The organism is Erythrobacter sp. 3-20A1M (assembly GCF_018636735.1).
Taxonomy (GTDB): Bacteria; Pseudomonadota; Alphaproteobacteria; order Sphingomonadales; family Sphingomonadaceae; genus Alteriqipengyuania.
Genome location: NZ_CP045200.1, coordinates 22,068 through 45,245, shown reverse-complemented (window position 1 = coordinate 45,245; position 23,178 = coordinate 22,068). Strand labels below are relative to the sequence as shown.

Below are 23,178 nucleotides of genomic sequence, written 5' to 3'. Positions count from 1 at the left end.
CGCGGGATAGCTATTCATTGCAGCGACAGCGCGGCGGCGCTAGTTCCGCCAGCCTGAATTGAGACTGTTCCGGGATTACCATGATCAAACGCCTCATCGCCGCCAACGCCCTTGCCGCGATGGCCATTTCCCCCGCTTTCGCGCAGGACGACACGCAGGATGACAACGCGACCGCGACGGCGGAAGTCGCCGCGACCGCGGCGCCGCGCCCCGCGAGCGCCTATGCGAAGGTCGATTTCAATCCCGAGGACGACCGCGACAACATCCTGCTGCTCGACCTGTCGAACGGGCAGCGCGTCGCGATCCGCCTGATGCCCGACTGGGCCCCGCAGCATGTGGAGCGGATCAAGACGCTGGCCCGGCAGGGCTTCTATGACGGGGTGATCTTCCACCGCGTGATCGATGGCTTCATGGCGCAGACCGGCGATCCGACCGGGACCGGGCAGGGCGGTTCGCAGCTTCCCGACCTGCAGCAGGAGTTCAATCCGATGCCGCATGTGCGCGGCACCGTGTCGATGGCGCGCGCCGCGGGCGAAAACAGCGCGAACAGCCAGTTCTTCATCGTCTTCTATCCCAAGCTGGCGCTCGACCGGAACTACACCAATTTCGGCCGGGTGATCGCCGGAATGGATGCGGTGGACGCGATCCATCGTGGGGAACCGCCGCAGGACCCAACCTATATCGTGCAGGCGTCCATCGCTTCGGACGACAAGCCGATGCCGGTCGCGTCGACGGTCCTGCCCAAGGGCGTGCAGAGCCAGGGTGCGATCACCGCCGATCTGCCGAGCGCGCCGGGCCAGCAGTGAGTTGAGCCGCGCGGGCGGGGCGTGACGTGCCCGCCCATCTGTTATAGCGGCGCGCCCACCATGCGCGCCTTTCGACCAGCCCAAGACAATCGGGATCGCCTTCCATGAAAGTCGATCTTTTCGATTTCGACCTCCCCCCAGAGCTCATCGCGCTGCGCCCCGCCGTGCCGCGCGATGCGGCGAGGATGCTGGTCGTGGATGGCGCGGACGCGCCATTGGCGAACCGCACCGTGCTGGACCTGCCCGATCTGTTGCAGCCGGGCGATGTGCTGGTTTTCAACGATACGCGGGTCATTCCCGCCCAGCTGGAGGGGCGACGCGGCGAGGCGCGGATCGGCGCGACGCTGCACAAGCGGATCGACCTGCGGCGCTGGCAGGCCTTCGTGCGCAATGCCAAGCGGTTGCGGCCCGGCGACCGGATCGAATTCGGGGCGGACGTGACGGCTATTGCGGAAGAACGCGCGGCGGATGGCAGCTGGACGTTGGCCTTCGAAGGGGATGAGCCGGTGGAGGTCTTGTTGGACCGAGCGGGCCGAGTGCCGCTGCCTCCGTATATCGCCGGTAAACGCCCGGCCGACGCACGGGACCGGGAAGACTACCAGACGATCTTCGCGCGCGAGGAGGGGGCCGTCGCCGCACCCACGGCCGCGCTGCATTTTACCGACCGGCTGCTCGACCGGCTCGACGCGCGCGGGATCGGGCGCGAGACGCTGACCCTGCATGTGGGGGCGGGCACGTTCCTGCCGGTCAAGGCGGAGGATACCGACGATCACGCCATGCACGCCGAATGGGGCCGGATCGAGCCCGAAACCGCCGCTCGGCTCAACGCCGCGCGCTCCGCGGGCGGCCGCCTGATCGCGGTCGGCACCACCAGCCTGCGCCTGCTCGAAAGCGCGGCGGACGATAGCGGCACGATCCAGCCCTTCGCGGGCGATACGGCGATCTTCATCACCCCGGGATACGCGTTCCGCGCGGTGGACGGGTTGATGACCAATTTCCATCTACCGAAATCGACGCTGATGATGCTGGTCAGCGCGCTGATGGGGCGCGAGCGCATGATGGCCGCCTATGCCCACGCCATCGCGCACGGCTATCGCTTCTATTCCTATGGCGATTCCTCGCTGCTGCTGCCATGAAGCGCGCATGAGCGAGCCGATCCTCGAACTTGAGAGCCTGACCAAGGTCTATCCGAGCGGGCTGAAAGCGCTCGACAATGTGGACCTTTCCATTCGCAAGGGCGAAATCTTCGCCCTGCTCGGGCCGAACGGCGCGGGGAAGACGACGCTGATCGGGGCCGTGTGCGGGCTGGTCAGGGTCACGTCCGGCACCATCCGCGCCTTCGGGGAGGATCTTCAGCACAACTGGCGCGACGCGCGTCGCCGTATCGGCCTGGTACCGCAGGAAATCGGCGTCGACATGTTCGACACGGTCGAGCGGCAAGTGAAGTATTCGCGCGGCATGTTCGGGCGCGGGCCGGACGATGCGCGGGTGGACGAGGTGCTGCGCTCGCTGAGCCTGGGCGACAAGAAGAAAGAGCAGGTGCGCAAGCTTTCGGGCGGGATGAAGCGCCGCGTGCTGATCGCGAAGGCGCTGGCGCACGATCCCGACATCCTGTTCCTGGACGAGCCGACGGCCGGCGTCGACGTTGAGCTACGCCGCGACATGTGGCGGCAGATCGACGGTCTGCGCGCGCAGGGCGTCACCATCATCCTCACCACCCATTACATCGAGGAAGCCGAAGAGATGGCCGACCGGGTCGGCGTGATCGACAAGGGGCGCATCCTGCTGGTGGACGACAAGGACGCGATGATGAAGCGGCTCGGCCGGACCGAGGCGCATTTCACGCTGGTCCAGCCGATGACCGAGCTGCCAGAGTGGGTCGATGCGGAGGCGGTGACCTTGCAGGACGACGGCCATACGCTGGCCTATCGCGGCGGCGACGGGACGGGGAAGGGCAAGGCGGAGGTTGCCGAACTGGCGCAGGAGCTAGCCCGGCGTGGCATCGCCTATGCCGCGCTCGACCAGAAGGAATCGAGCCTGGAGGACATCTTCGTCGATCTGGTCGAGCGCGACCATCACGCAACGGAGCACGCCGCATGATCGCCTGGCGCTCGGCCTATGCCATCTACCGCAACGAGCTGTCGCGGTTCCGCCGCACGACCTTCGGCTCCATCATCGGCCCGGTGCTGACCACCTCGCTCTATTTCATCGTCTTCGGTGCGGCGATCGGCGGCCGGATGCAGGCGGTGAACGGCGTGAATTACGGCGCCTTCATCGTGCCCGGCCTGCTGATGCTGACACTGCTGTCCGAAAGCACCAGCAATGCGAGCTTCGGGATCTACATGCCCAAGTTCACCGGCGCGATCTACGAGCTGCTGTCCGCACCGGTGGGCGTGGTCGAAACGCTGCTGGGCTTCGTCGGCGCGGCCATCACCAAGAGCATGATCCTGGCCGCGATCATCCTCGTCACCGCGACCCTGTTCGTCGATTACACCATCGCGCACCCGATCCTGGCGGTGTTCTACATCATGCTGGTCGCGGCGGCGTTCTCTCTGCTGGGCTTCATCCTGGGCCTGTGGGCCGAGGGGTTCGAGAAGCTGCAGATGGTGCCCCTGCTGATCCTGACCCCGCTGACCTTCTTGGGCGGTACGTTCTATTCGATCGACATGCTGGCCGAGCCGTGGCGGACGGTCGCCTATTTCAACCCGATCGTCTATCTTGTCAGCGGCCTGCGCTGGACTTTCTACGGCCAGGCGGACGTGAACATCTGGATCGCCGCCGGGCTTACCGTGGCGGTGCTGGCGGTGTTCATCGCGATCATCGCCGTCATCTTCCGCACCGGATGGCGGCTCAGGTCGTAACCGCGTCCCAGATTAGCTTGGCCGTCAGGCCGAGCGAGGCGACGATCATCAGCGGGCGGATGATCCGCGCGCCGTGGCGCATGGCGAAGCGACTGCCCAGCGTTCCACCCAGCATCGCGCCCGCCGCCATGGTCAGGCCCATCACCCACAAGATCTTTCCGCCCAGCGCAAAGGCGAGCACCGCAGCCCAGTTGGTCGCGGCATTGAACAGCTTCGCATTGGCGGCCGCGCGGGTCAGCCCCTTGCCGCGCAGCGCGACCAGACTGGTGGTGAAGAACTGCCCGGTGCCGGGGCCGAAGAACCCGTCGTAGAAGCCGATCGCGCCCGCCACCGGGGTATAGCCGCGACGCGACAGGCGGACATGCGCGTCCTCGTCCGTCATGCGGGGGCTGAAGATGACATAGCCCGCCATCAACAGCAGGAAGACCGGGACGATATAGGCCAGCGTTTCGGAGGAAATGGTCTGGATCAGTGACGCCCCGGCGATCGAGGCGACGAACACCACCACGACCAGCGGCGCGTAGCTGCGCCATTCGACCAGTCCGCCGCGCGCGTAATTGACGCAGGCGGTGGTGGTGCCGAAGACGGACTGGATCTTGTTCGTGCCCAGCGCCAGGTGCGGCGGCAATCCGGCGGCGAACAGCGCGGGCATCATGATCAGCCCGCCGCCGCCGGCGATCGCGTCCACGAAACCGGTCAGCACGGCGACGCCGGTCATCAGTGCGATCAGCCAGGGTTCGGGTTGGAAGGCAAGCAGCAGCATGGTCGCGGTGCCATGCGGACAATCGCGGCCATTCGCAAGGTCGCGGCCCTATAACCGCTGGTCGTTTCCTGCCCTCACACCCTCTTTATCACGCGCGCGAAGCCCGCTAACCGGTCTTCGATGAAAGGTTTCGTCCTGCCCGTTGCCGCCGCGCTGGTCGCGTTCCCCTCCGCCCCGGCCCATGCCGAGCCGACTGAAGACGAGGCGGCACCGGCGGCCCCTGCAGCGTCGCTGCCCGATCCCGTGCGCGCAATGATCGATGCGGCGATCGCGACCGGCGACGAGGCGAAGGTCAAGACGGTGGTCGAGCTCGCCAAGCAGACCAATCCCGACAATGCCGAAGAGCTCGCGGCGATCCATAAGCAATTCCGCGATCGTAAGGCGGAAGAGAAGCGCCTGGCCAAGGAGCAGCAGGAAGAAGCCATCCGCACCGCCGGGGTGTTCGAACGCTGGACGGGCGAAGGGCAGATCGGCGCGTTCCAGTCTTCGGGCAACAGCGACAATGTGGGGGTGAGCGCCGGACTGAAGCTGACGCGAGAAGGGCTCGACTGGACGCACCAGCTGCGTGGAACCTTCGATTACCAGCGGTCCAACGGCACCACCACGCGCGAGAAGTATTTCGCCGCCTACGAGCCGCGCTACGACGTGCAGGACGGGTTCTTCGTCTATGGTCTGGCGCAATACGAACGCGACCGGTTCCAGGGCTTCAACGGTCGCTATGCGTTGTCGGCGGGGGCGGGATACGATCTCGTCAATCGCGACGGGCTGAAGATTTCCGTGAAGGCCGGTCCGGCCTATCGCCGGACGGAGTTGCGTGACGGAACGGCGGACGACCGGCTTGCGGGCTTGATCGGAGCGGATGCCAACTGGCGGATCAGCGATTGGCTGACCTTCACCCAGTCGAGCAATGCGGTGGCCGAGACGGGCAGCAACGCCACCGTCTTCTTCGATTCCTCAAACACGACGCTGAATCTGGTATCGGGCCTGAAGGCGAAGGTGAGCAACCGGGTCAGCACGCAGTTCACCTACCAGCTGCAATATGACAGCAACCCTGCGCCGGGGGCGGTGACGACCGATACGCTGTCGCGCTTCACGCTCGTCTACGGCTTCTAGCCGGATGTCCGCCCGTTTCAGCTTCACCGTCGCCGCGACGGACGGCGCGGCGCGCACCGGCACGATCGCGATGCGACGCGGCGAGATTCGCACGCCCGCCTTCATGCCGGTGGGCACGGCGGCAACGGTGAAGGCGATGAAGCCGCAGACCGTGCGCGCAACCGGCGCCGACATCCTGCTGGGCAATACCTACCATCTGATGCTGCGCCCGGGGGCCGACCGCGTCGCGCGCCTGGGCGGCCTCCACCGCTTCATGAACTGGGACCGCCCGATCCTGACCGATAGCGGCGGTTATCAGGTGATGAGCCTGTCGGACCTGCGCAAGCTGACCGAGGAAGGCGTCGAGTTCCGCAGCCATATCGACGGGTCGAAGCATATGCTGAGCCCGGAGCGCTCGATGGAAATTCAGCGCTTGCTCGGCTCCGACATCGTCATGGCGTTCGACGAATGCCCGCGCGCCGACCGGCCGCTGGCGGAGATCGAGGCGTCGATGGAATTGTCCATGCGATGGGCGCAGCGCAGCCGCGACGCCTTCGATGCGGGCGGCGCCCATGCGGAAGGGGCGGCGCTGTTCGGCATCCAGCAGGGGGCGCTCGACGAAGGCTTGCGGGCCCGCTCGGCAGAGGCCCTGCGCGCGATCGGTTTCGACGGCTACGCGATCGGCGGCCTCGCCGTAGGGGAGGGGCAGGAGGCGATGTTCGCCACGCTCGATTTCGCGCCCGCCCAGCTACCCGAGGATGCGCCGCGTTACCTGATGGGCGTCGGCAAGCCGGATGATCTGGTCGGCGCGGTGGAGCGCGGCGTCGACATGTTCGATTGCGTGCTGCCCACCCGATCGGGGCGTAACGGTCAGGCGTTCACCTGGAACGGCCCGCTGAACCTGCGCAATGCCCGTTTCGCGGAAGATCCTGAGCCGCTGGAGGAAGGGTGTCCGTGCGACGCCTGCACCCGCTTCTCCCGCGCCTATCTCCATCACCTCAACAAGGCGGGCGAGATCTTGGGCGCGATGCTGGTGACGGAACACAACCTCACCTTCTACCAGCGCCTGATGCAGGCGATGCGCGATGCGATCGCGGCGGGGCGGTTCGCAGGCTTCGCTGCGCAATTCCGCGCCGATTACCTTGGGCGGTCGCACGCTTCCTAGCGCAGTTCGAGGATCGTCCCGCGATAGGGGACGAAGCTGCCCGATCCGTCGAGAAATCCCGCGCCGATCGCACTCGCCTGGCGCTGTGCATCGATCAGGTTGGCGTACCATTTACCGCGTCTGCGCGGCGTGATGTAGCGATAGTGCGGCATGACGCCGAATAAGCGCTTCACAACGAATCCGGTTCCAGCGGAAACCAAATAAACCTTTGATAGAAAAGAAAAAGGGCGACCCGCGGGCCGCCCTTTTCGTGTTCGGTATGTGACCGGCGATCAGCGCGAGTAGAACTCGACCACCAGGTTCGGTTCCATGGTGACGGGGTAGGGCACCTCGTCCAGCTGCGGCACGCGGGTGAAGCTCACCTTGTCGTTGCCGTCGGGCGCGACGTAATCGGGAATATCGCGCTCGGGCAGGCTCTGCGCCTCGATCACCAGCGCCATGTCCTTGGCCTTGTCGCCCAGGCTGATGACGTCGCCGACATCGACCCGGCGGCTGGCGATGTTGCACTTCACACCGTTCACGCGGATGTGGCCGTGGTTCACGATCTGGCGCGCGGCGAAGATGGTCGGCGCGAACTTGGCGCGATAGACCACCATGTCCAGCCGGCGTTCGAGCAGGCCGATCAGGTTCTGGCCGGTGTCGCCCTTCATCCGCGAGGCCTGCTGGTACGTGCCCTTGAACTGCTTCTCGGTCACGTCGCCGTAATAGCCCTTCAGCTTCTGCTTGGCGCGCAGCTGCAGGCCGAAGTCGGACGTCTTGCCCTTGCGGCGCTGGCCGTGCTGGCCGGGGCCGTAGGAACGCTTGTTCACCGGGGAGTTCGGGCGGCCCCAGATGTTCTCGCCCATACGGCGATCGAGCTTGTGCTTGGCGCGGGTGCGCTTCGACATGGTATTTCCTTCCAATTTGCATGGGGCGGCCCAGCGCCGCCCCGTTGAACCCGGTCCGCACCATCACGGCAATCATCCGTGATGCGGCCGCCGCTTCACCGGGATGCGGGGCCAATCGGGCGCAAGACGTGTCTCGCGGTGCCGAAGTGAAGCGCGCGCAATAGCGGGTGCAGGTGCGAAGTCAAGCGTCGTGGGCCATCGTGATCCCTCGACAAACCGCCGCGTTGCCGCCACTGCACCGCGCATGACCAATGCGATCAAATCACCCGAGAAATGCCAGACCATGCCCGAAGTGCGCACGGGCGTCGACGCCACCGATCGCGCGCTGATGACGCTGCTCGAACAGCGCTTCGGCTACATGCGCGCCGCCGCGCGGATCAAGCAGGATCGCGACAGCGTGCGCGACGAGGCGCGCAAGCGGGCGGTCATAGAAGCGGCGATGGCCGACGCGATCGAGCGCGGCCTGCCGGGCGATGTGATCGCGGAAATCTGGGACCGCCTGGTAGAGGGCTCGATCGCCTACGAGCTCGCCGAGTGGGATCGCCAGCGCGCCTGATAGCTCAGTCTTCCAGGCGGTCTCCGCGGCCCAGCGAGCTGAGCACGCCGCGCAGGGTGCGGACCTCCAGATGGTTCCAGCCGGGGCGGGTCAGGATCGTGCGCAGGGTGCGGCGGGTGGCCTCGGCGCGCGATGCCGGGAGGAAGTAGCCCTTGGGCTCCAGCATGGTCTCGAGATGGGCGATCAGTCCTTCCAGCTCGGACTGAGGCGCAGGGGGGAGGGTATCCTCCTGTGTCGGCTGCACCAGGGCCTGGCCCTGACCTTTCGACCATTCATACGCGCACAGGATGACCGCTTGGGCGAGGTTGAGCGAACCGAAGCCGGGATCGATCGGCACCGTCACGATCGCGCGGGCGAGGGCGACGTCCTCGGTCTCCAGCCCCGATCGCTCTGGCCCGAACAGGAACGCCGAGCGCCCGGTCGCCGCGTTGATCTCGCGCGCGGCCTCTTCCGGCGTGTGGACCGGCTTGGTCACGCCGCGCTTGCGCACCGTGGTGGCATAGACATGCGCGCAATCGGCCACCGCGTCCGCCACGCTGTCGAACACTTGCGCATTGCCGAGCACGTCGTCCGCTCCCGCCGCTGCGGGGCCGGCCGCGGGGTTGGGCCAGCCGTCGCGGGGCGCGACCAGCCGCATGTCGGTGAGCCCGAAATTGCGCATCGCCCGCGCGGCCTTGCCGATATTCTCGCCCAGTTGCGGGCGCACGAGCACGATCGCGGGTTTGGTTGCCGTATCCGACATCGTTTCAGCCCGCGGTCCGTTCGTCGCGCGCCGCGTCCTGCACGGTGCTGGCGAATTCCTCGAAATCGCGCGCCTCGCTGAAATCGCGATAGACGCTGGCGAACCGGATATAGGCTACGCTGTCGATCTGCTTCAGACCGTCCATCACCAGCTGGCCGATATGGGACGAGGCGACCTCGCTCTCGCCCGAGGTTTCGAGCTGGCGCTGGATGCCGGACACCAGCTGATCGATCCGCTCCTGCGCCACGTTGCGCTTGCGGCAGGCGAGCATGACGGATCGTTCGAGTTTCGAGCGTTCGAACGCCTCGCGCCGCGCCGCGCGCCCGTCTCCGCCCGCCTTGACCACGACGACATCGCGCAGCTGGACCCGCTCGAAGGTGGTGAAGCGGCCGCCGCAAGAGGCGCATTGCCGTCGCCGCCGGATCGCCGCATTGTCTTCCGCGGGTCGGCTGTCCTTTACCTGGCTGTCGTCATGCGCGCAGAACGGGCAGCGCATTCAGCGGCGCATCCGGTCGTAGAGGGCGAAGCCCCCGCCGGCGATCGCGCCGATGGCAATGCTCAGGCCCGGCAGGACTGCACCAGCCAGCGCGCCGATGGCGAGACCGGTCGGCACAGGTTTGGTGGAGGGATGATCCATCCCGCCACGCGCCATGCCGGTGATTTCTTCGCGCGTATCCTCGACCCAGTCGCGCTTTTCCGGTTCACGCTCGTCCATGATGTTCCTCCTTATCGACCGGGATAGACCGGGAAACGCTGGCAGAGTTCGCTCACGCGCTGCTGCACCGCCTGCTCCACCTGGCCGTCGCCCTCGGCGCCGTTGCGGGAAAGGCCATCGACGACCTGGGCGATCAGTTCGCCGATGACGGCGAATTCGTCCGTTCCGAACCCGCGGGTCGTGCCGGCCGGGGTGCCGAGCCTGATGCCGCTGGTCACGAAGGGGCTGCGCGTGTCGTAGGGAATGCCGTTCTTGTTGCAGGTCAGCCAGGCGCGATCGAGACCGGTCTCGGCGTCCTTGCCGGTCACGTCCTTGGCCGAAAGGTCGACCAGCATGGAGTGGTTGTCCGTGCCGCCCGACACGACGCGCAGGCCGTTCCGCTCCAGACTGGCGGCGAGAGCTCGTGCGTTCTCAACCACTTGTGTGGCATAGCTGCGAAACTCCGGCCGCAATGCCTCGCGGAAGGCGACCGCCTTGGCCGCAACGATGTGCATCAGCGGGCCGCCCTGCAGGCCGGGGAAGACGGCCATGTTCAATGGCTTCGTCAGGTCCGGATCGTTCCACAGGATCACGCCCGAGCGGGGACCGCGCAAGCTCTTGTGCGTCGTCGTCGTCACCACATGCGCATGGGGGAAGGGGGAGGGGTGCGCGCCGCCTGCGACCAGGCCGGAAATGTGGCTCATGTCGACCAGCAGGTAGGCCCCGACCGCATCGGCGACCTCGCGGAAGGCGGCCCAGTCCCAGGCGCGGGAATAGGCGGTCCCGCCCGCGATGATCAGCTTGGGCTTATGTTCCTTCGCCAGAGCCATGACGTCGTCCATATCGATCCGCTCGTCGTCCTTGCGAACGCCGTAGCTGACCGGGTTGAACCACTTGCCGCTGATATTGACGGGGGATCCGTGAGTCAGGTGTCCGCCGGCGTTGAGATCGAGCCCCATGAAAGTGTCGCCCGGCTGCAGCAGGGCGAGGAAAACCGCCTGGTTCATCTGGCTGCCGCTATTGGGCTGCACATTGGCAAAATCGCATCCGAACAACTGCTTGGCGCGATCTATTGCCAGCGTTTCGACAACGTCCGCATATTCGCAACCGCCGTAATAGCGCTTGCCCGGATAGCCCTCGGCATACTTGTTGGTGAAGACGCTGCCCGCGGCCTCCAGCACCGCCGCACTGGCGATGTTCTCGCTCGCGATCAGTTCGATGCGGTCGCGCTGCCGCTCCAGCTCGTTACCGATCGCCGCGTGGATCTCCGGGTCGGCATCGATTAGCGAATCGCTCCAGAAGCGATCGAGCCAGGGCGCGTCGGTCGCGGGGGCTTCTTTGAGGGCGCTTGCAGTCATTGGTGCGGTTCGATCCTGTCGGAGAGGAAGGGAGGAGCGCCGAGCTTGTCGACCCGGCGCTGGTGGCGGCCACCGGCGAAATCGCCGGCGAGAAAGCTTTCGAGGCAGGCGACGGCCATGTCGCGGCCGATCAGGCGCGCACCCATGGCGATCACGTTGGCATCGTTATGTTCGCGCGCGAGGGCGGCGGAAAGCGGTTCGGACACCAGTGCGCAGCGGACGGCGGCGTTGCGGTTGACGGCCATCGAGATGCCGATGCCCGATCCGCACAGGGCGACGCCGCGTTCGGCGGTTCCTTCCGCAATCACCTCGGCAAGGCGGTAGCCGTAATCGGGATAATCGACGCTTTCCGGGCCGTCGGGGCCGAGATCGGCGACCTCGTGCCCCTCCTCGATCAACCATTCGCGCAAGGCGGTCTTGAGCTCGATGGCGGCATGGTCGGAGGCGATGGCGATACGCATGGGGCGCACATACGCGCATGTGCCGCCATGTTCCACCCGCAAGTCCGATTCATCCGCCACCGCGCGGCGCAGACCTGCGGGTGCTCTTGCTCCTTGCCGCAGGGGGCGAGGTTGGGGTGTGCGGGATGGCGGAGAGGGGCTGAACCCGCCCAGGCGAGTTTGTCTCAGGGAGACGGCGGGCAAAGGAGCCGCAGGTCCCCCGTCTCGCGAACATAGGTGATGCTGGCGCAGCGGCCCAGCACGTCTCGACCGAGGTAGAGGAAATGCGCGGCTCTGGTGCGATCCGTTTCGCCCACGACCCTGATGGTGTTCTCGTCTTCGTTCTCACCCGTGTCGTAAGCGGGAAGCAGATCGTCTCCCTGGTAGTCGCGCAGCCTCACCAGGACATTGTCGATCCTGAAATCCCCGACGCGAAGCGGCGTTGCGAATGTCATGGGACGCACCGGTCGGTTAATCCCGTGGACGATGGGATACATCGCGTCCGGCCCGGTCCATGTCCCACCCAACCGTTCGGCGAGAAAGGCCCCGGTGGAAGTCGTGAGCACGGTTTGCGCGGATTCGAGGTCGGGCCGGATATCGATACGCCGGTCGCCTTCAAGATGGCGATAGACCACCGCAAAGCCTCCCCGATCCTCGGTCGGAAGAGTCGACCACCGGTCGGCATCGGTGGAGGGGCGCAGATTGAGTGTAACCGATGGGAAAGGCAGGTAGGCGATATTGATGACGCCATCCGCGCCGGCACCCACATCGGCATCGTACCACTCGATGCGCGGATACGAGCGGACGGGTCCGATCGCGACCTCCGCCGTGGCGTAGCGGCCTGGAACCGTCTTCTTGCCCAGCCTGATAGAGGTCGGCGAACTGTCTTCGGTAATCCCGAGGCGCTCGGCGGCGGTCTCCTTCAGCTGGATGCCCCTGTCGCGCAGGGATACCAGCAGGCGGACGGGCTGCCCGTTGATAGTGGCATCGATCAGATAGCCGCCCGCAGCGTCGAGGACGAGTGGCGGGGTGGCGACTGGATCGCCTGCCTCCCCGGTCCCCGCCGCTTGGGCGCTTGCGATCTGCTCCCACTTCGCGACATTGTCGGGCAGCAAGACGATGTGCAACCGGTAAGGAGGGTGGCCAACACCGCGATCGACGCAGCCCCGGCCACCCGGCCTCGCCAGCCCGCGTGGCGCACCTACTGGTCTAGGAAGCTGCGCATCTTGCGGCTGCGGCTCGGGTGCTTGAGCTTCCTCAGCGCCTTCGCCTCGATCTGCCGGATGCGTTCGCGGGTCACCGAGAACTGCTGGCCGACTTCCTCCAGCGTGTGATCGGTGTTCATGCCGATGCCGAACCGCATGCGCAGCACGCGTTCCTCGCGCGGGGTCAGGCTGGCCAGCACGCGGGTCACGGTTTCCTTGAGGTTGGAATGGATCGCGGCGTCCACCGGGATGATCGCGTTCTTGTCCTCGATGAAATCGCCCAGGTGCGAATCTTCCTCGTCGCCGATCGGCGTTTCAAGGCTGATCGGCTCCTTGGCGATTTTCATCACCTTGCGCACTTTTTCGAGCGGCATGGAAAGCCGTTCCGCCATCTCCTCCGGCGTGGGCTCGCGGCCCTGCTCGTGGAGGAACTGGCGCGAGGTGCGCACCAGCTTGTTGATGGTCTCGATCATGTGGACCGGGATACGGATCGTGCGCGCTTGGTCGGCGATAGAGCGAGTGATCGCCTGACGGATCCACCAAGTGGCATAGGTGCTGAACTTGTAGCCACGGCGGTATTCGAACTTGTCGACCGCCTTCATCAGGCCGATGTTGCCTTCCTGGATCAGGTCGAGGAATTGCAGGCCGCGATTGGTGTATTTCTTCGCGATAGAGATCACCAGGCGCAGGTTCGCTTCGACCATCTCCTTCTTCGCGATGCGCGCCTCGCGCTCGCCCTTCTGCACCATGTTCACGATGCGCCGGAACTCGTCGAGGCTCATGCCGGTAGCGCTGGCGATGTCGCCGATCTCGGTGCGGATGCGGTCGACCGCCTCGGCTTCCTTCTCGGCGAAGGCGGCCCATTTCTTATCCTTCTTCGCATTGTCGGACAGCCAGGTCTCGTCCAGCTCGTTGCCGATATAGACGTCGAGGAAGTCCTTGCGCTTCACCTTGTGGCGTTCGGCCAGGCGCAGCATCTGGCCGCCGAGCGCGGTCAGGCGGCGGTTGAAGGCATAGAGGTTGTCGACCAGGAACTCGATCTTGGTGGCATGGAACTGCACGCTTTCGACCTCGGCGGTCAATTCCTCGCGTAGCGCTTCGTATTTCTTCTCCTTCGCGGCGGGGAAGGCATCGCCGCGACCGAGCACCTCGACCCGCTCGTTCTGCAGTTTCTCGAACTTGCCAAACGTGTCGGTGATGCGCGCGAAGCGTTCGATGGCGTCCGGCTTCAGCGCGGCTTCCATCTGGGCGAGGGACATGGTGTTGTCTTCTTCCTCGTCGTCGTCGCGACGCTTGGAGGAGCCTTCTTCGCCATCCTCGTCGTCACCGTCCTCGTCCTCCACCTCGTCGTCGTCGCGAATGGTGGGACCGGCGGTCTCTTCGGAAATCTCGCCGTCGTCCTCGTCCTCGGCACCTTCCTCCATCTTGTCGACGGGCGGTTCCTTGGACAGCATGGCGTCGAGATCGAGAATCTCGCGCAGCTGCATTTCCTCGGCGTTCAGCGCCTCGGACCACTGGATGATGGCGTGGAAGGTGATCGGGCTCTCGCACAGGCCCATGATCATCATGTCGCGACCCGCCTCGATCCGTTTCGCGATGGCGATCTCGCCCTCGCGGCTGAGCAGCTCCACCGCGCCCATTTCGCGCAGATACATGCGAACGGGGTCGTCGGTGCGGCCTTCGCTGGCGGTCTTCTTGGCAGCCGCGGGAGAGGCTTTCTTGGTATCCTTCTTCGCCGGACCGTCGTCGGCGGAGATTTCCTCGACTTCCGATTCCTGGTCCGCTTCCGCTTCGGCATCCTCGTCGTTCTCGACGATGTTTACGCCCATCTCGCTGATCGCGGACATCACATCCTCGATCTGATCGGTGCTCATCTGATCCTGCGGCAGCGCCTCGTTGAGCTCGTCCACGGTGACGTAACCGCGCTTCTTCGCCTTCGCGATCAGTTTCTTGACGGAGGCCTCGTTGAGATCGATCAAAGGTGCGTCGTCGGTCTCAGCGGTCTTAGCTTCGGAAGCCATAAGTGGTTTCAGTCCGTTTCCTGTACGCCGCCGTCGGAAGACGCCGGCTCCAATTCCTGTTCTCGCGCCGCGCGTGCGGCCCTGCGACCCGTCATCTGGCCCAGCCGCGTCTCGAATTCCAGCTTTCGCTTCAGCAAACGCTGCTGTTCGGCGAAGGCTCCTTCGGGATCGGTCTCGAAACGGGCGGTGGCGGACGCAAGCGCGGCCTCCAACGCCGGTCTTTCAACCAGCAGGGCGACGGCTTCGGCCAGGTCCTCGCGCGCATCATCCGGATCGTATCCTTCCGACAGGAAGGCAAAGCGGTTCTTATCCGCGTGCGGCGCAGGTCCGGTCGAATCGGATATGGGATGTTCGCCCCCCGCTTCAAGCGCTTCTATCATGTCGAGTAGCGGATTGATGGCCGCTGCGGCTTTCGGGTCACGCGCGGCAAGGTCCGCCAGCGCGCTTTCATGGCGCGCGAGTTGATCGGGAAAGCGGATCAGGCCAGCGGCGACCGCCGCCGTCAGACGGTCGCGCCCACCGCCCGCGGCGTTGCGGCGCAGCGCCTCCATCGCTCCGGGAGCGGGGGCCGGGGTGGGCTGGAAGCGGCCGTTGCGGTTCTGCCAGTTTCCGCGCTGGGGTGCTTGGCGTGGCGGGCGCGGCGGAAATGCGAAGGCGGAATAGCGGTCGAGCAGTTCGCGGCGATAGAGCGATTTGATGTCCGGATGCTCGATCCGCTCCACGTGCTCCATCAGCCGCGCCTTAAGCCCTGCCTTGGCTTCCGGTGAATCGAGCGGTTGCGCATCGCGCTCTGCCGCCCACACCGTATCGAGCAGCCCGGCAGGCTCGGCCAGAAGCGCCTCCATCGCATCCTTCCCGCGCTGGCGGATCAGGTCGTCCGGGTCGAGCCCGGCGGGTAGGCGGACGATACCCAGCGAGTGGGCAGGACGGAGCAGCGGCAACGCGCGGGCGATCGCGCGCATCGCGGCGCGCTGGCCCGCCGCATCACCGTCAAAGCACAGGATCGGGCGCTCGACGCTGCGCCACAGGATCTCGATCTGCTGCTCGGTCAGCGCGGTGCCCAGCGGAGCGACCGCTTCCCCGATCCCCGCATCGGCCAGCGCGATCACGTCCATATAGCCTTCGACCACGACGATCCGGCCGGTCCTGCGCGAGGCGGGCAGGGCGCGGTGCAGATTGTAAAGCGTGCGCCCCTTGTCGAACAGCGGCGTGTCGGGCGAGTTGAGGTATTTCGGCGCCTTGGTGTCCGCTGCAAGAATACGCCCGCCGAACGCGACGACCCGCCCGCGCGTGTCCTGGATCGGCAGCATCAGCCGGTCGCGGAAACGGTCGTAGGGTTCCTTGTCCTCGACCTCGATGCGCATGCCGGCTTCGACCCGCATCGGCTCGTCGAACTGGCCGAGCGCAGATTTGAGCGCCTGCCGGTCCGGCAGGGCATAGCCGAAGCCGAACTCGCGGACCGTGGCGGCGGAAAAGCCACGACCGGCGAGATATTCTCGGGCCGCCGCCCCTTCCACGCCATCGAGATTGGAGACGAAATGCGCCTGCGCAGCCGCCGTCACATCGTGCAGGCTGGCCCGCTTTTCCGCCACGCGAGCGGCGCGCGGGTCGGGTGCGGGGACCTCCATCCCGGCCTGCGCCGCCAGTTCCTTGACCGCATCCATGAACGGCAAGCCGCGCTGGTCGGTCATCCAGCGGATCACGTCGCCATGCGCCTCGCACCCGAAGCAATGGTAGAAGCCCTTCTCGTCGTTGACGTAGAAGCTGGGCGTCTTCTCGTTGTGGAACGGGCAGCACGCCTTCCATTCGCGCCCCGCGCGCTGGAGCTTGGTCGTGCGCATGACCACGCTCGACAGCGTAACCCGCGCGCGCAGTTCGTCCAGCCATTGGGGGGTCAGCGCCATCGCGCAAAGGTAACGCGCGCGGCGCCGCCTGCCTAGCCTGCCGGGGTACCCGTCCCCGTCGATTTCGGCTCAGGTGCCTTTTCGGGCGGGAAGGGCCCGGTGGCGTCGCCCGCGCGATTGTTCAGCTCCAGCCGATAGGCCGAACCCGGCCCCTCGGGCGGCAGCGTCGATTGCCAGAAGAAGGTGATCGGCATTCCCGGCGTCCAGCCGGAGCCCTTCGTCACGCGCCAGATCAGCTGGCCCGCATCGGTGGTGACGGTGATTGCGTCCTCGGCACCCAGCGCGGCCTTGGCCTGCTCGCGGTCGTAGCCGAGCGCGCCGTTGAAGCCGGTCGCGCGGCGGGTGGTGCGGAAGATCGAGGGCGCGGTCTCCATTCGCTGCGCACCCGATTCGGTATCGGCGGCGGGCGTCGCGCTCTCGGTCGGTGCGGCCTCGTCCTGCGTCGGCGTCACGACATGGACGTAAGTGAACACGGTGCCTTCGGGTGCGGTTTCGGGATCGCAAGCCTCGGTCATATCCTTCGGACAGGCGACGTAGCTCACCACATCGGCGATCGTCTTGCCGTCCGCGGTAATCTCGCTCTCGACCTCCGGTCCCTTCGGTCCTTCGATTTTCGCGCCGAGGCTCTCCGGATCGAAATTCGCGGCGACGAGATTGCGCGGCGCCGCCACGGTGGGCGTCGGCGTGGGTGCCGGCTCGGGCGCTCGCGCACGGTCGCACCCGGCGGCGAGCAAGGGCAGGGGAAGGGCCAGCGCCAGCAGCGCCCGGCGGCTCACGACAGCGCTTCCTTCACCAGGCCGCTGGCGATGCTCATGTCGAGCGTCGCGCCGTGGCGCGCCTTCAGCTCGGCCATGACCTTACCCATGTCCTTCATGCCCTCGGCACCGACATCGGTCTTCACCTGCGCGATCGCCGCCCTGGTCTCGCCTTCGTCCATCTGCCGGGGGAGGAATTCCTCGATCACGGACAGCTCGTGCTCTTCCTTCTCGGCCAGCTCGTCGCGCCCGCCCTCGCGGTACATGTCGATCGATTCGCGGCGCTGCTTCGCCATCTTCAGCAGCACGTCCTGCACCAGATCGTCGTCGTCGGGCACGGATTTGGCCGTCCGCTGCTCGATATCCCGGTCCTTGATCTTGGCCGAGATCAGGCGGAGCGCGGCGGTGCGCGGCTTGTCCCCACCCTTCATCGCGGCGATGGTTTCTTTCTGGATATTTTCCCTGAGCATGGCTTTCCTGTGGATCGTTAGTCGCTATCTAGCGGTTCGACGCGGCGTTACACCCAATCTTCCCGCCGCGCCACGCTTGACGAATGCGAGGCCGGGGCCTAGCCGCCGTGACTTAGCACACATCGCCGGAAAACCCTTGTAACGGAGCGCCCCATGGCCCTTGCCGACATTACGCCTGCGCAACCAAAAGGCGCGACCGGGCTGCTTCTCCTTGCCGACGGCACCGCCCTGTGGGGCCATGGCTTCGGCGCGATCGGCGCCAGCGTGGGGGAGGTCTGCTTCAACACCGCGATGACCGGTTATCAGGAGGTGATGACCGATCCCAGCTACGCGGCGCAGATCGTCACCTTCACCTTCCCCCATATCGGCAATGTCGGCACCAACCACGAGGATATCGAGGCGAAGGTCGAAAGCGCACTCGGCTGCGTGGTGCGCGAGGCGGTGACGCCTGACAGCAATTTCCGCAGCAAGCAGAAGTTCGATGAGTGGATGCGCGCGAACGGCAAGATCGGCCTGTCGGGCATCGACACCCGCGCCCTGACCCGCTTCATCCGCCTGAACGGCGCGCCCAATGCCGCGATCGCGCATGCGCCCAATGGCGAGTTCGATCTGCCCGCGCTGCTGGAGCGGGTGCGGGGCTGGGCCGGGCTGGAGGGCATGGACCTCGCCTATCGCGTCAGCCGCGAGAAGCACGAGGGCTGGGACGGCGGCCCATGGACGCTGGGCAAGGGATACGGCCGCGCGCCGTGGATCAAGAAGCCGCACGTGGTCGCGATCGACTACGGCGCGAAGGACAACATCTTCCGCAACCTGGTGAAGGCGGGCGCGCGGGTCACCGTGGTGCCGGCCAGGACGCCGCTCGACGACATCCTGGCGCTGGAGCCCGACGGCGTGTTCCTTTCCAACGGTCCCGGCGATCCGGCGGCGACGGGCGAGTACGCGGTGCCGACGATCCGCGCGCTGCTCGATCGCGACATTCCGATCTTCGGCATCTGCCTCGGCCACCAGATGCTGGCGCTGGCGGCGGGGGCGAAGACGGCCAAGATGCACCAGGGCCACCGCGGCGCGAACCACCCGGTCCAGCGCGTCGGCGGTGGCTGGGATGCGACCGAGGGGCTGGTCGAGATCACCAGCATGAACCACGGCTTCGCGGTCGACGGCACGACCCTGCCCGAAGGGGTTGTCGAGACCCACCGCTCGTTGTTCGACGGCTCCAATTGCGGGATTTCGATTACGGGCAAGAAGGCGTTCGGCGTCCAGTACCACCCCGAGGCGAGCCCGGGGCCGCAGGACAGCTTCTACCTGTTCGAGAAGTTCGTGGGGATGTTGGGGTGAACGAACTACCCGCGATTGAGCCGAGCGTTGAAACCTTTTTTTGGCTTTCTTCAGCGTGGAAGAATGGATGGCCCGAAGGTTGGGTTAAGCGTGAACTATTCGTAGAGAGTGTTCAAAATCAAATTGTAGATAAACTTCAGAGGTATGGCCCGAAAGTTTCCCGGCCATACCCAGCGTTGTCGGAGGATATCGTCTCCCGCTTAGTGGAAGCTGGGGCGATCAAGACCCTCACTAATCCAGTATCTGGCGACTATCACCATATCGAAAACACTAAGCTCACCCAATATCGCAATAATTGGGTTGCGAACGATGACTTGGCCAAACAACATTCGGCAATTGGTAGTCGGTTGTTTGAGGACATATTCGCTGTCTACACTGCGGCGAGCGGAAATGCTGGATTTCGGGACGGAGGAATGGCGGAAGCGGCACCAGCGTCAGATCGGGTGGTGAAATTCAGCGATAATTCCGCTCCGTTTGCTGAAGCTGTTTCCCGCCTTGACGACTTCCTAGCAGTGCTCGATTCCACAAATGATTATGGCGAGATGACTGATCCGGAGATCGAGGTCGCCAAACTGGAAGTCAGAGAAATCGCCGAGGCTTTGAAGTCTGGGCTTGGGCGGCCACGCCGCCTTTGGAACCAAGCAAAATCCACTTTTGGATGGATAGGCACAGTTGCCGCTGAAGCGGTCATAGGAGCTGCGGCAATGGGTATCCTGGCGCTTCTATACAACCTTCTTAAGGTCTACCTCTAATGCCCAAACGTACCGACATTTCCTCCATCCTCGTCATCGGCGCGGGGCCCATTATCATCGGGCAGGCCTGCGAGTTCGATTACTCGGGCACGCAGGCGATCAAGGCGCTGCGCGAGGAGGGCTACCGGGTGATCCTGGTCAACTCCAACCCCGCCACGATCATGACCGACCCGGACATGGCGGATGCGACCTATATCGAGCCGATCACGCCCGAGATCGTCGCCAAGATCATCGCCAAGGAAAAACCCGACGCGCTGCTGCCCACCATGGGCGGGCAGACCGCGCTCAATTGCGCGCTGAAGCTCGACCAGATGGGCGTGCTGGCGGAGCATGGGGTGGAGATGATCGGCGCGCGCGCGGACGCGATCGACAAGGCGGAGAACCGCCAGCGCTTCCGCGAGGCGATGGACAAGATCGGCCTCGAAAGCGCGGCGTCGGGCGTCGCCAACACGATCGAGCAGGCGCGCGCCGTGCTGGAACGCACCGGCCTGCCCGCGATCATTCGCCCCAGCTTCACGCTCGGCGGCACGGGCGGTGGGATCGCCTACAACACCGCCGAATTCGACCGGATCGTGCGCGAGGGCCTCGACGCCAGCCCCACCACCGAGGTGCTGATCGAGGAATCGCTGCTCGGCTGGAAGGAATTCGAGATGGAGGTCGTGCGCGACCGCGCCGACAATGCCATCATCATCTGCGCGATCGAGAACGTCGATCCGATGGGCGTGCACACCGGGGATTCCATCACCGTCGCCCCGGCACTGACGCTGACCGACAAGGAATACCAGATCATGCGCAGCGCGAGCATCGCGGTGCTGCGCGAGATCGGCGTGGAGACCGGTGGCTCGAACGTCCAGTTCGCGGTCAATCCCGACGACGGCCGGCTGATCGTGATCGAGATGAACCCGCGCGTCTCGCGCTCCAGCGCGCTCGCATCCAAGGCCACCGGCTTCCCCATCGCGAACGTCGCCGCGAAGCTGGCGGTGGGCTACACGCTGGACGAGATCACCAACGAGATCACCGGTGCGACACCCGCGAGTTTCGAGCCGACGATCGACTACGTCGTCACCAAGATCCCGCGCTTCGCCTTCGAGAAATTCAAGGGCGCCACGCCCGACCTCGCCACCGCGATGAAATCGGTAGGCGAGGTCATGGCGATCGGGCGCAATTTCCAGGAAAGCATGCAGAAGGCGCTGCGTGGCCTCGAAACCGGGCTGGACGGGTTCAACCGGGTGACCGAGCTGGAAGGTTGCGCGAAGGATGTCATCACCGCGGCCCTGTCGCGCCGCACGCCGGACAGGCTGCTGAAGGTCGCGCAGGCTTTCCGTGAGGGGCTGACGATGGAGGAAATCCAGGCGGTCACCCATTACGACCCGTGGTTCCTGCGCCAGATCGAGGCGATCGTCTACGAAGAGCAGATGATCAGCCATAACGGCCTGCCGCGCGATGCGCAGGAGATGCGGCGGATCAAGGCGATGGGCTTCTCCGACAAGCGGCTCGCCACGCTGGCGGTGCGTTCGGTCGGGGTCGCGGGCGGTCTGGGCGAAACGCAGGCGCGGCGCAGCGGCCTGCTGCACGACACGCTGCGCGCGATGGCGGGCGCGACCAGCGAGGAGGAGGTGCGCAAGCTGCGCCGCAAGCTGGGCGTGGAGCCGGTGTTCAAGCGGATCGACAGCTGCGCCGCCGAGTTCGAGGCGATCACGCCCTACATGTATTCGACCTACGAAGCCCCGACCTTCGGCGAGCCGGAGGACGAGGCCAACCCCAGCGACCGCAAGAAGATCGTGATCCTGGGCGGCGGGCCGAACCGGATCGGGCAGGGCATCGAGTTCGACTATTGCTGCGTCCACGCCTGCTTCGCGTTGAGCGAGGCCGGGTTCGAGACGATCATGGTCAACTGCAACCCGGAAACCGTCTCGACCGATTACGACACCTCCGACCGCCTCTATTTCGAGCCCCTGACGGCGGAGGACGTGCTGGAAATCCTGCGGGTCGAGCAGCAGGCGGGCGAGCTGGTCGGCGTGATCGTGCAGTTCGGCGGGCAGACTCCGCTGAAGCTGGCGCGCGCGCTGGAGGAGGCGGGTATCCCGATCCTGGGCACCAGCCCCGATGCGATCGATCTTGCGGAAGACCGCGAGCAATTCGCGCGGCTCGTCAACAAGCTGAACCTCAAGCAGCCCGACAACGGCATCGCGAAGAGCCGGGACGAGGCCGCCGCGGTCGCCAGCATGATCGGTTATCCCGTGCTGCTGCGCCCAAGCTACGTCCTGGGCGGGCGGGCGATGGAGATCGTCGATTCCGAGGCGCAGCTCGACGACTATATCAACACCGCGGTCAATGTGTCGGGCGACAGTCCGGTGCTGGTCGACCAATATCTGCGCGACGCCGTCGAATGCGATGTCGATGCGCTGTGCGATGGCAGCGAGGTGCGCATCGCGGGCGTGATGCAGCATATCGAGGAAGCGGGCGTGCATTCGGGCGATAGCGCCTGCACCCTGCCGCCCTACAGCCTCCCGCGCGAAATAGTGGCGGAGATGGAGCGGCAGGCCGCCGATCTCGCCATGGCGCTGAAGGTGCGCGGTTTGATGAACGTCCAGTTCGCGGTGAAGGACGGGGAGGTCTATCTGATCGAGGTCAATCCGCGTGCCAGCCGCACCGTACCCTTCGTTGCGAAGGCGGTGGGCCAGCCGGTTGCAAAGATCGCCGCGCGCATCATGGCGGGTGAACCGCTGTCGAACTTCGAAACCTGGAGCCTGGAACCGGGTCACATGGCCGTGAAGGAAGCGATCTTCCCCTTCAGCCGTTTCCCCGGCGCCGATCCGGTCCTCTCGCCGGAAATGAAATCCACCGGCGAGGTCATGGGTATCGACCGCGCTTTCCCCGAGGCGTTCCTGAAATCGCAGATGGGCGTCGGCATGGGCCTGCCCGACGCGGGAACCCTGTTCGTATCGGTGAAGGACGGCGACAAGCCGGTGATCCTGCCCGCGGTGCGCCGCCTGATCGAACACGGGTTCCGCGTGATCGCGACCGGCGGCACGCAGGCATTCCTGAAAGAGCAGGGGCTGGGGGTCGAGCTGGTGAAGAAAGTCGCCGAGGGGCAGCCGCATATCGTCGATGCGATCATCGACGGGAAGGTGGATTTGATCTTCAACACTACCGAAGGGTGGCAGTCCTTGCGCGACTCGCAATCGATCCGCGCGTCGGCGCTGGAGGCGAAGCTGCCGTATTACACCACAGCGGCCGCCTGCGTGGCCGTGGCAGAGGCTATTACCACCGTCGATTCCGCCCGGCTTGAAGTCCGCTCGCTACAGGATTATTATAGCGTCAACTGAACGAACGCTCTCCCCTTCCGAAAATTCGCCCGACGCTCCGCTC

General features: G+C 65.6%; 23 protein-coding genes. 10 read left to right on the top strand and 13 right to left on the bottom strand.

What is annotated here, in order from left to right:
• Positions 1–80 precede the first annotated feature (80 nt).
• From F7D01_RS00240 to F7D01_RS00225, 4 genes are all read left to right on the top strand, one after another.
• A complete protein-coding gene (locus tag F7D01_RS00240; protein WP_215228296.1) occupies positions 81–806 on the top strand; it encodes a peptidylprolyl isomerase in 726 nt (241 codons plus the stop codon).
• 104 nt (positions 807–910) lie between these two features.
• The gene (gene queA, locus F7D01_RS00235) at positions 911–1,942 is read left to right on the top strand and encodes a tRNA preQ1(34) S-adenosylmethionine ribosyltransferase-isomerase QueA (RefSeq protein ID WP_215228295.1); all 1,032 of its coding nucleotides are present in this window, start codon (positions 911–913) and stop codon (positions 1,940–1,942) included.
• A 7-nt stretch (positions 1,943–1,949) separates the two neighbouring features.
• A complete protein-coding gene (locus tag F7D01_RS00230) occupies positions 1,950–2,906 on the top strand; it encodes an ABC transporter ATP-binding protein (protein ID WP_215228294.1) in 957 nt (318 codons plus the stop codon).
• Positions 2,903–3,667, top strand: coding sequence for an ABC transporter permease (locus F7D01_RS00225; protein ID WP_215228293.1), 765 nt, complete (start codon positions 2,903–2,905; stop codon positions 3,665–3,667). The genes F7D01_RS00230 and F7D01_RS00225 overlap by 4 nt, the downstream gene beginning before the upstream one ends.
• On the opposite strand, the gene F7D01_RS00220 is transcribed toward F7D01_RS00225, so the two are convergent.
• A complete protein-coding gene (locus tag F7D01_RS00220) occupies positions 3,657–4,430 on the bottom strand; it encodes a TSUP family transporter (protein ID WP_215228292.1) in 774 nt (257 codons plus the stop codon). The two genes, F7D01_RS00225 and F7D01_RS00220, sit on opposite strands and share 11 nt — an antisense overlap.
• A gap of 120 nt (positions 4,431–4,550) precedes the next feature.
• Here F7D01_RS00220 and F7D01_RS00215 point away from each other — a divergent pair, with 120 nt between their 5' ends.
• A complete protein-coding gene (locus F7D01_RS00215) occupies positions 4,551–5,543 on the top strand; it encodes a YdiY family protein (protein WP_215228291.1) in 993 nt (330 codons plus the stop codon).
• A 4-nt stretch (positions 5,544–5,547) separates the two neighbouring features.
• Positions 5,548–6,687, top strand: a complete 1,140-nt coding sequence (gene tgt, locus F7D01_RS00210; RefSeq protein WP_215228290.1) for a tRNA guanosine(34) transglycosylase Tgt — start codon at positions 5,548–5,550, stop codon at positions 6,685–6,687.
• Here the strand turns inward: tgt and F7D01_RS00205 are convergent.
• Both F7D01_RS00205 and rpsD read right to left on the bottom strand, forming a co-directional pair.
• Positions 6,684–6,860 carry a hypothetical protein gene (locus tag F7D01_RS00205; protein WP_215229854.1) on the bottom strand — a complete coding sequence of 59 codons (177 nt, stop codon included), beginning with the start codon at positions 6,858–6,860 and terminating at the stop codon, positions 6,684–6,686. The genes tgt and F7D01_RS00205 overlap by 4 nt on opposite strands.
• 99 nt (positions 6,861–6,959) lie before the next feature.
• A complete protein-coding gene (gene rpsD, locus F7D01_RS00200) occupies positions 6,960–7,574 on the bottom strand; it encodes a 30S ribosomal protein S4 (RefSeq protein ID WP_215228289.1) in 615 nt (204 codons plus the stop codon).
• 244 nt (positions 7,575–7,818) lie between these two features.
• On the opposite strand from rpsD, the gene F7D01_RS00195 reads away from it, so the two are divergent.
• Positions 7,819–8,130 carry a chorismate mutase gene (locus tag F7D01_RS00195; RefSeq protein ID WP_215228288.1) on the top strand — a complete coding sequence of 104 codons (312 nt, stop codon included), beginning with the start codon at positions 7,819–7,821 and terminating at the stop codon, positions 8,128–8,130.
• A gap of 4 nt (positions 8,131–8,134) precedes the next feature.
• On the opposite strand, the gene F7D01_RS00190 is transcribed toward F7D01_RS00195, so the two are convergent.
• The 10 genes from F7D01_RS00190 to F7D01_RS00145 all read right to left on the bottom strand — a co-directional run bounded on the left by F7D01_RS00190 (position 8,135) and on the right by F7D01_RS00145 (position 17,719).
• A complete protein-coding gene (locus F7D01_RS00190) occupies positions 8,135–8,872 on the bottom strand; it encodes an RNA methyltransferase (RefSeq protein ID WP_215228287.1) in 738 nt (245 codons plus the stop codon).
• 4 nt (positions 8,873–8,876) lie between these two features.
• Positions 8,877–9,368 carry a transcriptional regulator NrdR gene (nrdR, locus tag F7D01_RS00185; protein ID WP_215228286.1) on the bottom strand — a complete coding sequence of 164 codons (492 nt, stop codon included), beginning with the start codon at positions 9,366–9,368 and terminating at the stop codon, positions 8,877–8,879.
• On the bottom strand, positions 9,369–9,587 hold the full coding sequence (locus tag F7D01_RS00180) for a hypothetical protein (protein ID WP_215228285.1): 219 nt from the start codon (positions 9,585–9,587) through the stop codon (positions 9,369–9,371).
• A gap of 11 nt (positions 9,588–9,598) precedes the next feature.
• On the bottom strand, positions 9,599–10,924 hold the full coding sequence (glyA, locus tag F7D01_RS00175) for a serine hydroxymethyltransferase (protein ID WP_215228284.1): 1,326 nt from the start codon (positions 10,922–10,924) through the stop codon (positions 9,599–9,601).
• Positions 10,921–11,385: a ribose 5-phosphate isomerase B gene (rpiB, locus tag F7D01_RS00170; RefSeq protein ID WP_215228283.1), complete on the bottom strand. Its 465-nt coding sequence runs from the start codon at positions 11,383–11,385 to the stop codon at positions 10,921–10,923. Before rpiB ends, glyA begins: the two co-directional genes overlap by 4 nt.
• 164 nt (positions 11,386–11,549) lie before the next feature.
• Complete coding sequence (locus tag F7D01_RS00165; protein WP_215228282.1) at positions 11,550–12,491, bottom strand: retropepsin-like domain-containing protein; 942 nt, start codon at positions 12,489–12,491, stop codon at positions 11,550–11,552.
• 74 nt (positions 12,492–12,565) lie between these two features.
• Positions 12,566–14,590, bottom strand: a complete 2,025-nt coding sequence (rpoD, locus tag F7D01_RS00160) for an RNA polymerase sigma factor RpoD (RefSeq protein WP_215228281.1) — start codon at positions 14,588–14,590, stop codon at positions 12,566–12,568.
• 8 nt (positions 14,591–14,598) lie between these two features.
• Complete coding sequence (dnaG, locus tag F7D01_RS00155) at positions 14,599–16,494, bottom strand: DNA primase (RefSeq protein WP_215228280.1); 1,896 nt, start codon at positions 16,492–16,494, stop codon at positions 14,599–14,601.
• Positions 16,495–16,526: 32 nt separating this feature from the next.
• On the bottom strand, positions 16,527–17,270 hold the full coding sequence (locus tag F7D01_RS00150; RefSeq protein ID WP_215228279.1) for a hypothetical protein: 744 nt from the start codon (positions 17,268–17,270) through the stop codon (positions 16,527–16,529).
• Entirely contained in the window at positions 17,267–17,719 is a 453-nt protein-coding gene (locus F7D01_RS00145) for a GatB/YqeY domain-containing protein (protein WP_215228278.1), read from the bottom strand. The genes F7D01_RS00150 and F7D01_RS00145 overlap by 4 nt, the downstream gene beginning before the upstream one ends.
• Positions 17,720–17,872: 153 nt before the next feature.
• On the opposite strand from F7D01_RS00145, the gene carA reads away from it, so the two are divergent.
• The 3 genes from carA to carB are packed head-to-tail and all read left to right on the top strand — an operon-like array spanning position 17,873 to position 23,135.
• Complete coding sequence (carA, locus tag F7D01_RS00140; protein ID WP_215228277.1) at positions 17,873–19,054, top strand: glutamine-hydrolyzing carbamoyl-phosphate synthase small subunit; 1,182 nt, start codon at positions 17,873–17,875, stop codon at positions 19,052–19,054.
• Positions 19,051–19,806, top strand: coding sequence for a hypothetical protein (locus F7D01_RS00135; RefSeq protein WP_215228276.1), 756 nt, complete (start codon positions 19,051–19,053; stop codon positions 19,804–19,806). The genes carA and F7D01_RS00135 overlap by 4 nt, the downstream gene beginning before the upstream one ends.
• On the top strand, positions 19,806–23,135 hold the full coding sequence (gene carB / locus F7D01_RS00130) for a carbamoyl-phosphate synthase large subunit (protein ID WP_215228275.1): 3,330 nt from the start codon (positions 19,806–19,808) through the stop codon (positions 23,133–23,135). The genes F7D01_RS00135 and carB overlap by 1 nt, the downstream gene beginning before the upstream one ends.
• The last annotated feature ends 43 nt before the right edge of the window (positions 23,136–23,178 follow it).

Coding starts and splice junctions, on each gene's coding strand:
- F7D01_RS00145 (WP_215228278.1), bottom strand. CDS start 17,719: ATGCTCAGGGAAAATATCCAGAAAGAAACCATCGCCGCGATGAAGGGT.
- rpsD (WP_215228289.1), bottom strand. CDS start 7,574: ATGTCGAAGCGCACCCGCGCCAAGCACAAGCTCGATCGCCGTATGGGC.
- F7D01_RS00180 (WP_215228285.1), bottom strand. CDS start 9,587: ATGGACGAGCGTGAACCGGAAAAGCGCGACTGGGTCGAGGATACGCGC.
- queA (WP_215228295.1), top strand. CDS start 911: ATGAAAGTCGATCTTTTCGATTTCGACCTCCCCCCAGAGCTCATCGCG.
- carB (WP_215228275.1), top strand. CDS start 19,806: ATGCCCAAACGTACCGACATTTCCTCCATCCTCGTCATCGGCGCGGGG.
- glyA (WP_215228284.1), bottom strand. CDS start 10,924: ATGACTGCAAGCGCCCTCAAAGAAGCCCCCGCGACCGACGCGCCCTGG.
- F7D01_RS00220 (WP_215228292.1), bottom strand. CDS start 4,430: ATGCTGCTGCTTGCCTTCCAACCCGAACCCTGGCTGATCGCACTGATG.
- rpiB (WP_215228283.1), bottom strand. CDS start 11,385: ATGCGTATCGCCATCGCCTCCGACCATGCCGCCATCGAGCTCAAGACC.
- carA (WP_215228277.1), top strand. CDS start 17,873: ATGGCCCTTGCCGACATTACGCCTGCGCAACCAAAAGGCGCGACCGGG.
- F7D01_RS00190 (WP_215228287.1), bottom strand. CDS start 8,872: ATGTCGGATACGGCAACCAAACCCGCGATCGTGCTCGTGCGCCCGCAA.
- F7D01_RS00195 (WP_215228288.1), top strand. CDS start 7,819: ATGACCAATGCGATCAAATCACCCGAGAAATGCCAGACCATGCCCGAA.
- rpoD (WP_215228281.1), bottom strand. CDS start 14,590: ATGGCTTCCGAAGCTAAGACCGCTGAGACCGACGACGCACCTTTGATC.
- F7D01_RS00230 (WP_215228294.1), top strand. CDS start 1,950: ATGAGCGAGCCGATCCTCGAACTTGAGAGCCTGACCAAGGTCTATCCG.
- tgt (WP_215228290.1), top strand. CDS start 5,548: ATGTCCGCCCGTTTCAGCTTCACCGTCGCCGCGACGGACGGCGCGGCG.
- dnaG (WP_215228280.1), bottom strand. CDS start 16,494: ATGGCGCTGACCCCCCAATGGCTGGACGAACTGCGCGCGCGGGTTACG.
- nrdR (WP_215228286.1), bottom strand. CDS start 9,368: ATGCGCTGCCCGTTCTGCGCGCATGACGACAGCCAGGTAAAGGACAGC.
- F7D01_RS00215 (WP_215228291.1), top strand. CDS start 4,551: ATGAAAGGTTTCGTCCTGCCCGTTGCCGCCGCGCTGGTCGCGTTCCCC.
- F7D01_RS00240 (WP_215228296.1), top strand. CDS start 81: ATGATCAAACGCCTCATCGCCGCCAACGCCCTTGCCGCGATGGCCATT.
- F7D01_RS00225 (WP_215228293.1), top strand. CDS start 2,903: ATGATCGCCTGGCGCTCGGCCTATGCCATCTACCGCAACGAGCTGTCG.